The organism is Paenarthrobacter sp. NPDC092416, assembly GCF_044755025.1.
GTDB lineage: Bacteria > Actinomycetota > Actinomycetes > Actinomycetales > Micrococcaceae > Arthrobacter.
The window spans coordinates 243,161-255,159 of record NZ_JBIVQG010000001.1; the positions used below are offsets into that span (position 1 = coordinate 243,161).

Annotated in this window: 7 protein-coding genes and 1 pseudogene; 4 read left to right on the top strand and 4 right to left on the bottom strand. The window is 56.0% G+C overall.

What is annotated here, in order from left to right; translation table 11 throughout:
- From wecC to ACIQC5_RS01085, 4 genes and pseudogenes are all read left to right on the top strand, one after another.
- A pseudogene (gene wecC, locus ACIQC5_RS01070) lies at positions 1-1,289 on the top strand (UDP-N-acetyl-D-mannosamine dehydrogenase).
- Positions 1,290-1,334: 45 nt separating this feature from the next.
- A complete protein-coding gene (locus tag ACIQC5_RS01075; protein WP_400277796.1) occupies positions 1,335-2,954 on the top strand; it encodes a heparinase II/III family protein in 1,620 nt (539 codons plus the stop codon).
- 101 nt (positions 2,955-3,055) lie between these two features.
- A complete protein-coding gene (locus ACIQC5_RS01080; RefSeq protein WP_400277797.1) occupies positions 3,056-3,958 on the top strand; it encodes an FkbM family methyltransferase in 903 nt (300 codons plus the stop codon).
- Between the two features lie 54 nt (positions 3,959-4,012).
- Positions 4,013-5,299: a hypothetical protein gene (locus ACIQC5_RS01085; protein ID WP_400277799.1), complete on the top strand. Its 1,287-nt coding sequence runs from the start codon at positions 4,013-4,015 to the stop codon at positions 5,297-5,299.
- 64 nt (positions 5,300-5,363) lie between these two features.
- On the opposite strand, the gene ACIQC5_RS01090 is transcribed toward ACIQC5_RS01085, so the two are convergent.
- The 4 genes from ACIQC5_RS01090 to ACIQC5_RS01105 form a co-directional block, all read right to left on the bottom strand.
- On the bottom strand, positions 5,364-7,298 hold the full coding sequence (locus tag ACIQC5_RS01090; RefSeq protein ID WP_400277800.1) for a glycosyltransferase: 1,935 nt from the start codon (positions 7,296-7,298) through the stop codon (positions 5,364-5,366).
- Positions 7,299-7,340: 42 nt separating this feature from the next.
- Positions 7,341-10,256: a glycosyltransferase gene (locus ACIQC5_RS01095; protein ID WP_400277801.1), complete on the bottom strand. Its 2,916-nt coding sequence runs from the start codon at positions 10,254-10,256 to the stop codon at positions 7,341-7,343.
- Between the two features lie 68 nt (positions 10,257-10,324).
- Positions 10,325-11,485, bottom strand: coding sequence for a non-hydrolyzing UDP-N-acetylglucosamine 2-epimerase (gene wecB / locus ACIQC5_RS01100; RefSeq protein WP_400277803.1), 1,161 nt, complete (start codon positions 11,483-11,485; stop codon positions 10,325-10,327).
- A gap of 88 nt (positions 11,486-11,573) precedes the next feature.
- Positions 11,574-11,909: a hypothetical protein gene (locus tag ACIQC5_RS01105; RefSeq protein WP_400277805.1), complete on the bottom strand. Its 336-nt coding sequence runs from the start codon at positions 11,907-11,909 to the stop codon at positions 11,574-11,576.
- Between the last annotated feature and the right edge of the window lie 90 nt (positions 11,910-11,999).

The following is an 11,999-nucleotide window of genomic DNA, read 5'->3' on the forward strand; positions in this document are numbered from 1 at the left end:
GTGACAACCATTAACACTGTTGCAGTAATAGGGCTGGGCTACATCGGGTTGCCTACCGCCGCCATCCTGGCCACCAACGGCGTCAAGGTCATTGGTGTCGACGTGAATCAGAACACTGTGGACGCGGTAAACCGTGGAGAAGTCCCGTTCGTGGAACCGGATCTTGGTGTTCACGTTGCAGGCGCCGTCAGCCAGGGAAATCTGCGAGCTACGGTAGAGACACCGGCGGCCCAGGCCTACATTGTCGCCGTCCCCACTCCCTTCCGCGAGGACCGATCTGCGGACCTCAGCTACATCGAAGCCGCAGCACGCGGAATCGCGCCGCAGTTGAAGGGCGACGAACTCGTCATCCTCGAGTCGACATCCCCTCCTCGTGCGACCCGCCATCTGGCGGACTACATTCTGGCACTGCGTCCGGACCTCTCCTTGGACGGCGCCGGCGGAGCGCCTGTCATCCATTTCGCTCACTGCCCGGAGCGAGTGCTTCCAGGCCGTGTCATGATCGAACTGGTCACCAATGACCGGATCGTCGGCGGCATAACCTCCGAAGCAGCCGTGTTGGCCAAGGACCTCTACGCAGTTTTCTGCCAAGGCGAAATCCTGATCACCGATGACGTCACGGCGGAGATGGCCAAGCTGGTAGAGAACTCGTACCGTGACGTAAATATTGCGTTCGCCAACGAGCTTTCGGTCATCAGCGACAAGCTGGGTATTGATGTTTGGGAACTGATTCGGTTGGCCAACCACCACCCGCGCGTAAACATCCTCCAGCCGGGTCCCGGAGTCGGCGGCCACTGCATTGCGGTTGATCCGTGGTTTATCGTTGCCGCCGCACCGGATGAGTCACAACTGATCAGGACAGCCCGCGAAGTGAACGATTCCAAGCCGGAATGGGTAGTTGAACAGGTCCGCAAGGCTGCTGAGTCGTTGGGAAGCTCACCAAAGATCGCCACCCTCGGTTTGGCCTTCAAGGCCAACATTGACGATCTTCGGGAATCACCGGCCATTGGGATTACGGCGGCTTTGGCCGATGAACTGCCCACCGCCAAACTGTTGGTTGCTGAGCCGCATATTGAGACGCTGCCGACGGCTCTTGCTGGGCGGAACAACGTTCAGCTCACAAGCACCGACGAGGCAATCGCCGAGGCTGACGTTGTTGTAGTCCTTGTAGACCACGACGAATTCAAGAGCGTTTCCCCACGGTCCTCGCCGGCAAGAAAATCATCGACACAAGGGGAATCTGGCGTGACTCCGACATCGAAACGCTGAAGCCAGCAATTCTAGGCTGAAAACCCATACGCCGCTGCAAGTAGAGAACTATGAATGGAACACAAATGGAACTGACCACGGTGGGCATGTCCCTGGAGGACTATGCTGCGAGCTACACTGGCCCGTTGTCAGACATATGGACTATCCAGCCAGTCGATGGCGGATACGAAGTGACATTTCCAAATGGAGCCAAAGCCGCAATACCAGGCGCAGACACTGACTGGGCATTTCAGTTCCCCACTGACCTGGCTACGTCAAGGCTTTGGCTCCACAGCCTCACATACGCTCCCTACCTGTATTGGGACCACGGAGATTGGGCTACTACCGCCGCTGTTTTTGCCAGCTACGAGGCGTACTTCACTCGTGAGCAGTCAAGGTCGGACTACGTGCCCATGAATAGCCTCGATCATGCCCATGCCGCGCAGTTGCTCGCTGTCTCTGGGGTCTACGCGTCTCTCGTTGCGCGAGGTGAACTCTATCCAGAGAGACAGGAAGTGCTCCTCCGCTTCGTCGAAGTCGTGGGTCGTTCGGCCTTGTCGGAAGGCATGATCAAGTTCAACAATCACGGCATGATGTTGACTCGAGCGCTTGCTCATGTTGCCTTCGTGTTCCAAGGCGTCAGTGACATTGCCTCCGATTGTGGGCGGTCCGGGGTTGAAGAGTTTGACAGAATAATCCAAGCGGCATTCGATGACAGCGGCATCGTGAATGAGAACACGCCGGCCTATCAGATTCTCTATATGCGCGTCGTGGACACCATGATCACATTTCTCCGTAGGACGGGTTTGCAGCCGGAGTACGTTCAGATCTGGGAGTCGCTTATGTCAAGGGCAAAAGACTCGCTTGCCCTGCAGCTCTTCTCCGACGGAAAAGTGCCGCCCATAGGCGACGATGCGGGAGGCGTATCCCCCTACCCGTCGACTCTTGGAGAGTTGTACTCTCCCAACAATGGACTGTTTGTTCGAAAGACAGAATCATCTTACGTCTCCATAATCTCTGGATATCGTGGTGTCGTCCATAAACATCTGGACGACACGTCGTTGCGTCTGCAACATAAGAATGTTGATCTCGTGATCGACGCCGGTCTCCTGACATATGACGCATCGGACAAGGTTGGCGTGGCGATAGTCTCACAGCGCGGCCACTCAGGGTTGTACTTCCCTCGCTTCGACCATGTGCGACCTATCGACGCGTTCTTGGTCAAACCGCCCAGGCAATACAGCTGGATAGACAGGCGAGTGGATCTCCTGGGTCACGAAGAAGTCGCTTGTGGTTATGTTTTGGATGGTGCATACCAGGCGGAGCGGCTCTATACATTTCTGAGTGATGCAACAATCTTCATCACTGATTCCTTTTCTGCACCAGATGAAGAACAGGCTATTCAAAGGTTCCTATTCCCTGGAAATGCGGAAATAGCCCAGCGCAACGGTTCGCTGGAGGTTGTGGCTGGCGATGCAAAACTTGTTCTGTGGACGGAGTCAACTAATACGATCCGTTTCCATTTAGGATCAGGCGGTGACATGCCCAAAGGTTGGCGGGCCGTGAAGTTCTATGAGTCGGAACCGTGCTGGTCGGTCGAGATTTCGGCTCCTGCTGGACGCTCCTCGATTAGAAGCGCCATCGCTTTTGGAGATGCAGATCAAGACATCGCCCTCCCGGTGGAGGCACGTTCTTATTGGTCCTAGATTCTCGCGAGTTGGTCGAGTTGGTACCGACCGAGGCGTGACTTAGACTAGGCCGTAAATTGAGCTCGCCCCAGAAGGGCCAGCTCCATAGCGAGGGCACTATGAAAAATACGGACGACACCATTGTCGGATCTCGCACTTCCATTGAAATGCATGGAAAGCGAGTGTGGATTAGTGGTTTAGAGGGCGACCATATCGCCACTACAATAGCCAATTCCAAGATGTTCTACGAATGGCAACTTCTTGGCGCTCTAAGTGATTATCTCCAGCCTGGCGATTATGTCATTGATGTTGGCGCGAACATCGGAAACCACACGCTGTACTTTGCCGCAATATGCGAAGCTGACGTGCTGGCGTTTGAGCCACTTGCTTTAGCCTCTGATGTCCTCCAAATGAACGTGGAGCAGAATTTTCTCGATGATCGCGTCGAGATTAGACGGAAGGCCCTGGGGCAGTTCACGGCTCGTGCAAAACTCTCCCGGTTCGATCCTGAGAACGTAGGGGCGAGTGCGTTTGCCCTGTCGCCCGAGGGTGACTATAGGGTCAGTGCGCTTGACCTTGAGGGCATCGAAAGAAAAGTGTCTCTGATCAAAGTTGATGCCGAGGGTATGGACGTGGCGGTGCTCCGGGGTGCGGCTGACCTTATCGCGCGAGATCGCCCCATCCTCGTTTGCGAAGCGGCCACGGCCTCCGAACAAACTTCTCTTGAGCAGTTTGCATCCGAAATCGGATATTCGTTTGTGGCACAGTTTAATGCCACACCTACATACATCATGGCTCCTGCGAGGAATCCGCGTGAGCGTGCCGCCATGGAGCGTCGGAATGCGGTCCTCAGGACAAGTACAAATCTGGCAACGAGAGACTTGTATTACCGCATTGCGTTGGTCAATAACGACCTCAAGTCTCAACGTGCTGATACTGAGACGAGTCATGCCGAGTTGAGCAAGCGCATAGAGCAGCTCGAAGCGCTAGTAGGAAAGCTCGTGGAGCGGTTGGGCGAATGACGATGCCTTTGACCATGGACGAGCGTTGTCGCTTTCAGCGGAAAGAGGTTTGAGATGTCGGATTTGGCCCCTTCGAACTATCAGCGGTGGGAGGCGCCAGTCGTTAACTGGAGTGACATCAATGAATTCTTGGCCACGACTGATCTGGCGGATGGTCTGCACGTCGTCGCTGACGCCTCTGGTTCACCAATAGAAATACTGGTCCACGCTGTCCAGGCAGAATCGAACAATACAGCTCTACCAGTCTTTTTTACTGGCGCCGTTGACAAGCGATCAGAAAAGACCGGGCCATTCTTTTCTGGACGCTCCCTGGCGCAAAGGGCTGGATGCGGTTTCGTAGCCATCTCCGACCCCACGCTCAATCTTGACAGCTCCTTGGGCCTTGCCTGGTATGCGGGAAGCCGGGATCAGGATGTGCAGGGGAAGATAACTACTCTGCTAGCTAAAATCGCTGACCTCTACAGCAGGGAGCTCCTACTGATCGGTGGATCCGGTGGTGGTTTTGCGGCGCTCTACTTTGGCTACCAGCTAGGAGACAAATGCTCAGTGCTGGCGTGGAACCCTCAGACGGACATCTTCAAGTACAGTCCGTCAGCATCCAAGGCCTACTTTGAATCGGCTTTTGGTTCTCAAATAGTTTCAGCTCTTCAGGCTCCTCGGTGGGAGGATCCTACAAAGGAATTCTTGGATGAATTCCAGATCACCTACGACTTGATGGGATTGGCTGAGGATGGAACTCCGCCGAGGCGGGTCCTGATCTTCCAAAATGCGTCTGATTGGCACGTCGGTCATCACCTTGCGCCATTCATCAGCACGGCAGGGTTCAGGCACATGGGCCGGGGCGTGCATGAAAAGGACAAGCTGAGGTTGGCCGTTCTGCGCGATTTTGGGGTGGATCACGCACCCTTGCCGAGTACAGCAGTCTTGGCTGCCATGGGGTCCTTAAAGACACTTGAAAACGATGCTCACTCGGCCCTTCGATTGGTGGATGCAGCACTGCCGGTAAGTGCGCGGCCCTTCTCAACTCTGCCACGGGACCTGAGTGCGCTGGCTCCACGTATCACGGAAGAGCTGACACTCGAGGTTTCCCAAACGGCAGGGGTTTGGACAGCACGTGTGGAGCTGGGCCAAATGCCTGAGGGGTACGGAGGGGCAACCTACTCGTTCTTCCACAGCACGGGAGCTTCGACTCACCTTTACCCGGCACAATCAGAGCCGAATTTCGAGTTCGAAGCAGCTGGGGAGTCCTGGGATCACGTTGGTGTCGTCGTCAAGGATGGCTTCTTGAACGAGATATTAGTCCTTCGTGGCCCAGTGGCCGCAGCATCCGCGACAGCCTAGGCTGTCGCGGCTGCGCAACCAGGCCTGTATTGGCCTGGTTGCGCCCGCAGAGAGTTACAGCGCCTTAGACCTCTTCGAGTGCTTCTTGGACGAGTGAGATGAAGGCCTCGAGTGAGTACCGCTCGCGAACAAATTCCTGGCCCCGCTCGGCATTCTTGTTGAATGCTTCGAGCTCCTGGTTTGCAAGAATGTAGTCGCGTATTCCGAAGATGTCCTCGAAAATGTACTCCTCGGGATAGATGTAATCCACACCGTGCCAAGGGAGGAAAACGCCCTGGTTCCCCGACGCGAAGCCCTCACCGGGGGCAACGTGGAAGCTCTCCAGGTCACTGAGCGAAAGCACAAAACCAAAGTCAGCCAATGCTGTCTTGGTGTCGACCCAACCCGAGAAAGTGACCTTCTCGGTGAGGTTGTTGTCCACGATGTACCGCTCGCACGTCTCGTAGTAGTCGCGCTCCACTGGATTCTTGTACACCCAAGGGAGATCCTGCGGGCCCTTGCCAAATACTGTGAGTGAGTAATCACCATGCGCATTGAGGTAGTGGAGAAGCTCCAGTGCGCGGTGGTAGCCCTTCAATTTTGGCAACATCCCGACCATCGCCAACCTTCGGGTCTTGGCTGGATCGTCACTGGACTCATATGCGTTTACGTCAAGGTAGTTGGGGATGATACGCACACGTGTCCGGTCCATGCCGAATGTGCGGATCATGTCTTCGCTTGTGTGCAGCGACACCGAAATGAAGCAGTCCACCTTGGACTGATCGACCTCATGCCCAAATCGGGCGTTGAGTTCAAACCTGTGGAGTCGGACCACAAGACGCTGGTGTGCAAGCTTGTGATTTGCATACCAAACTGCGTTGCCCAGAAGCCATTCACAGAAAATTACATCGGCCCATTCCAGAAGCTCCAGGCTTTGGTTCTCATCGTGGGAATCGTGACCCGTCCACTCATCCAGTTTCACGTCGTAATGCTCGCGCAGGGACGGAATGGCTGGAGAAATGAACTTCAGATCCATACCGGCGATGAGCAGACGTTGCTTGATATTCTGTTGGAACTGCTCATAGTCGCCATTATTGATAATTTCAAGGGTTTCGCGGATACGCGACCTGAACGGCCTGCCTTTGATGGAGCCCCAGTTGTTTTGAACAAGACGCGACAGCTTGGAGAAGAGCCCGGCGTCAATGTCGCCCCGATTGAATCTGTAGATCGACTCCAGGGCCATCCTCAACGCGACGTGACCTCTGATCTCCATGTAACTGAGACCAACCCGAGCCAGGGTGGATTCCGCGCTTTCCCAAACCTCCAGATGAGATGCAAGTTCACGGGCGCCGTACTGCTGTGTCGTGGACCGCACAAACCCTATGGACTTGTGGTAGACGATGGCTGGCTCATCAAGGTACGAGATGTTCTGAGCGACAGACAGGACACTGTTGAGAAAGACCGTGTCTTCTCCCATATGAAGGTGCTCGGGCCAGATGATGCCGTTGTCGATGAGCAGGCTGCGACGGATCAGCGACGAGTTTGTCGTGCTCTGGTCGCGGACGATCTTCGCGATTTTCTCGGTCCGGGAAGCCGCGTTCTTGAAGTCCTGCACTTTGTTCAACAGCTGGGGCTTCTTGCCACGTTCCACCGTGAACAACGAGGCACGAACAATGTCCGAGTCTTCTTCTGCGGCCAATTCAAGCTGCCGTCGCAGTGCATCCGGAAGGATCTCGTCGTCGCTATCCAGGAAGAATACGTACTCTCCTGCGGCCTTGGATGTGCCAACGTTTCGCGGGCGCGAGGGCGAGCCGCTGTTGGCTGCAAGCGCCACGACTCTCCAGTTGGAATGCGCCCGGGCCCTTTCATTGAGTAAAGCCAGTGTTCCGTCGGACGAGCGATCGTCGACGAAAACAACCTCGAAGGAGTCTTCGGGAAGGTCGATCCGTTCCAAGGACTCCAGGCAGAGTCCAATTTTAGTTTCTGCGTTGTAACACGGGACAACGATGCTGAGCTTCATAACCGGAGAATCCTCAAGGATTTGCAATGGCTGATTCAACCCCTAAACGAGGTAGAAGTTATCGGACACGGACTTGCCGTAGTTGACGACGGCTTTCTTGAAAAATGCCGGGCCGGCAACGATTCCCTCGACAGCGTGTTCAGTACTGAACCGGTATGGATCTCCGGACTGCATGACTACGGGTCCGTCGACATATGCACGATGCAGTGTCGCCTCATAGATGGTTTTTGCGCTGACCTTCGAATCGGGGGATATGAGGGCAAACACGTCACCGCTCAAGTAGGTGGAGGGGTCCAGCGCCTCGTCGGCCGCCCAAGCACAGGACAGCACTACCACGCCAAATCGGCCATACTTGGCCTGGAGGAACGCTGCGTCGCTCTTTTGGAAAGTTCGTCCGAGAACGATGACCAAACGATCGACGACATCAACAAACTCACCTTGGCGCGCGATTGCCTGGTTCAATTCAGCTTCGCTCTCCACAGGAACAACCAGTGTCACCATCCGGTGTGCTTTGGCGTAAGTGAAGCCGATGCTGTCCAGAATCTGTTCAAAGCGTCGTTCGTACGTGTGATTTGCCAGCACGTCGTGGAGAGCAGCATGCCTGGTCAGATCCGCGGTGGCGGCGTCTAGATCATGAATGTCCGAATGCCCGTCGCCAGCGAACAGGATTCGTCCGTCGAAGAAGTCTGCGACACCACGCGAGTAGTTGGAGACCACAAGAGTGTTGCAAGACATGAGCTCGAATATGCGACGCGCGAACATCGTAGGGGACGATGTCACGGTGTTGATGTTGAGGCCCAGCGTCGTCGATTTGTAGGCCTCTGCAATTTTTGAATGCGGAACAGCGGGATTCGTCAGGTGCCTGTAGCGCTCAGGGAAATGATGAAGTTCATCATCCGATCCCCAGAACCTATCAAAGATCCGGAGTTCCAGGTCCGCTTCGAGGATCTGGTCAAAAATAACTTCCATTTCTGATGAACGTTCAAGGTGATTTGCATACCAGCTTCCAGCAAAAGAGACTCCTGCCGCCCGCGGAGATGTTTCGAGGGGGTTGAAGAGTTTCGGCTGCGTTGCAAATGGAAGGCAATGAACACTCGGGTGTCCGTATTCCTCTTCATAACGCGGTACGCACGTCACGTCGGTAGTAAATACGTGATCAAACCGAACCGCGGTGTCGATGAAGTTGTGGATCTTATCGTCGAAATGAGTGGGATCTTCCTTGTTCCAGAAGACTGTTGGGACACCCTCGCTATTGCACCACTCGAGAATCTCAAGGAGCTCAGTACGGTTCTCCCGGGCAAAGTTGGAGCTTGCGTAGATGCGGCCCTTCCACGGCCGCTTCTCACTGTCCACGCCAGACCAAGCAGATTCACAGAAGAATACGTCCGGCCGATCCTCTTCAAAGCGGGCACGCCAGTTTTGAGGTTCGATGATGATCGGGTTGAACTCGTACTTGAAGCAGTTATATGTGAACTCGTCGGCGATCAGCGCGACCTTCAAGTCCCTGGCCCGCCGTGGTGTGTCTGCATCGTCGCTTGTTGTGGCCTGTTTGATGGCAGCGACTGCTTTCGCCTTGACTTTGCCTGCCTTTGGCGCCTCAACCCAAATTTGATTGCTGGTCAGCAACTGGTTGGCCGAGGCTTCCCAAAGCATGGTGCCTACCCGAATTTCGGCGGCTCCGCGAGGGACGCTCAGAGAGATTGATACCTCGTTTGGGCGCCGTCCGTCGATGTATTTGTAAGCTCCATGCTTCTTCGACGTTGAGAGCTCGGCGGGGACGATCCTGGTGCCGTCCTCGTCAGCAAATTCAATAAGTGTGAGCGCACTCTTCTTGGATAGGCCATCGACTCGGGGAACTACACCGAATTTGACCTGAAGGCGAGTGCCCGCAACGTGCGCGATAGGAATCCGCGTCCATCGAGCGCGGGCCGTGACGGCCACGTTGGTTCCGAGCTCGTGCAATCTATCGAAACGCAACGCATTGGGGTCGACTTGAGGGGCTCCATAGCCTGGGCGAAAGCTCTCAGCCGAATCCGCGGCCAGTTCAGTAATGTCGAGGGCATTCAGAATCTTGACCTTGGCGGGAGCCGCACGCCAGGCAGCGAAGCCAATCCGCACGCTGGCACAATCTGCCGGCGCATGTACGTCAAAGGAGAAGGAGCCTGCCGAGTCCGGCTCGATATAGAGGTATTCGCCGACCGAGCCTCTTGGGATGTCTGTGAGGCTACCTACTTCATACCCATTTTTATCGTCAAATTTGAACAGGACGACGATATCCCGGAGGTTAATTGGTTCCGAAGTGACCAATTGCCCCTGAAGACTAAAGTGCTTGGAATCGAGTGTGGACAGACTGAGCCACAACGGTTCCTTCCGCAGTTCGACTTCCGATGCAGGGTTGTCGCCGCGCGAAATGGAAATCCGATGCTGACGCAAATCGTCGCTACTCGTTCGCCGTGTCTCAGCGAAGGGTGGCAGGACGCTGTGATCCACGCTTACGCTATTCCCCAGGGACAAACTTCCTGGATAGCCCTTCCAAAGCGCGAATCCCAAGACTACTTCGGTGCAGTCCGTGGGTATGTACAACGTCGAGTCGGCAAGACCGAGTGCATCGGGCACGATGTAGATGTAGTTTCCCTGCCGGCCCTTGCTGATTCGGCCTCTGCTTGCGACCTCATTGCCGCTGGCGTCCAGGAACTTGACCCAAATGATCCCGGCCTTGGTGCCATGCTGATCCGGATTGCTGACTGTTTGAAAGCGGGCCGTTACTTCCGAGCCGGGAACCACTTCCAGACGAATTTCATAGGGCCGCTTGCGCAGCATCACGTGAGCGGAAGGGTCACTGCCCGTGTCGAGCAAAGCGATGCCGCGAGGCTGTGCCGTCTCCTCAGCGGTCCAGATGCTCTGCTGCTGTTGTTGTTCCTGGCGATCAAAGAGTTTGCGTAGCAACGCTGGCTCCAATTTCTGAGTTTGGGGGAGTGACCTTCATTGGTTGCGCCTGGTATCCCGCTGTCGGGAATACCACGGCTTTAGCGTGCTGGTTCGATCTCGCTATTGAATTCCGGCACTCGAATTCCTATGCCCAGAAGTTCGGCGACTGCTGCTACGGTCCGTTCGGCCGCCTTGCCATCGCCGTAAGGGTTGACAGCGTTGGCCATGGCATCGAACGCGTCCTGCTGGTTCAGAAGGCGGTCGACTTCCTTGACGATCTTCTCCTCGTCTGTGCCGATCAGCGTGACCGTGCCAGCGTGTACGGCTTCCGGGCGCTCGGTGTTTTCGCGCATAACCAGAACCGGTTTGCCCAAGCTCGGTGCCTCTTCCTGAACTCCGCCGGAGTCCGTGAGCACGATGTGTGCCAGCGATAGCATTCGCGTAAATTCTCCGTAAGCCAAAGGTTCGGTGACCAGCACGTTGGCCTTGTCCTCAATGGCAGGTAGAACTGCCTCGCGCACCACAGGATTCTTGTGGGCTGGCAGCACAATGAGCAGATCCGGTTCGGCGTCGGCAATTCGGGCCAGGGCCCGTCCAACGCCACGCATTGCGTCCCCTTGATTCTCGCGGCGGTGGGTCGTGACAAGGAGGATCCGGCGGCCGCTGGTGGCCACCTCCTCAAGCCGCGGATCGGAGAAGGGGACGTTCTTATCGACAGTGGTGAGCAGAGCATCGATCACCGTGTTGCCCGTGATGACAATGTCGACTTCAGCGATTCCCTCGGCCAGGAGGTTGGCCTTACTGGTGCTCGTGGGGGCCAAGTGCAGACTAGCAATTTGGCTGGTAATCTTTCGGTTCGCTTCTTCAGGGAACGGAGAAAAGAGATCGCCGCTTCGCAGCCCCGCCTCGACATGAACCACGGGGATTCCGTGATAAAAAGCAGCAATGGCGCCGGCCGTCGATGTGGTGGTGTCGCCCTGAACGATGACGGCATCCGGTTTGTTAGCCGTGAACAGTTTGTCCAGCCCATCAATTGTCCTGGTCATGATCGCAGACAGCGACTGACGCTGCTGAAGGATGTTCAGGTCGTGGTCCGGAACAATCCCAAACAACTCGTTGACTTGGTCCAGCATCTCGCGGTGTTGACCGGTCACAGTCACCACGCAGTCGAAGTCGGCAGACTGCTGAAGAGCTGTGACGATCGGAGCCATCTTGATGGCTTCCGGACGGGTACCGAAAATAGGCATGACGCTGGGCATGGATTCCCCCGGGAAAGACGATGGCTGACCAGCCGATGCTATCGCACGGTCAACCGAAGTGATTAATTGCGGGTGCCGCAACCAGCAATCAGGCGGCGAACATCAAGCTCAGCACCAGCAACGGGATGCTGATGGACACCAGGATAAGAGCGGCTAACGCGATCAGACGTTTCTGGCGAAGGGTTGCTTTCTTGGAGCCCTGAACCTGCTCCTGCTCCGGACTCGGGGAAGATGCCACGGGTGCAGGGACTGCCTTGAGCCCGGGTTTGGTTACGGTTGCCCCGGCCATGACCTCGGGTACCGGCCTCTCCAGCGGACGATGTCCAGGCAACTGCGAGGGCGGGACCTCCCCGCGGAAGCGACGCTTGCGCATGTGTCGCGGGGAAGGCGAAAGGACCACCGGTTGGCCGATAGTATTCGTCACTTCTTCACTCCTCAGCTGCGTCCAGATAAAGCATGGCCACGGTCAATTCTTGCATCCGAGGGGTCAGGCTCCACATTCGGAGGGCAACAG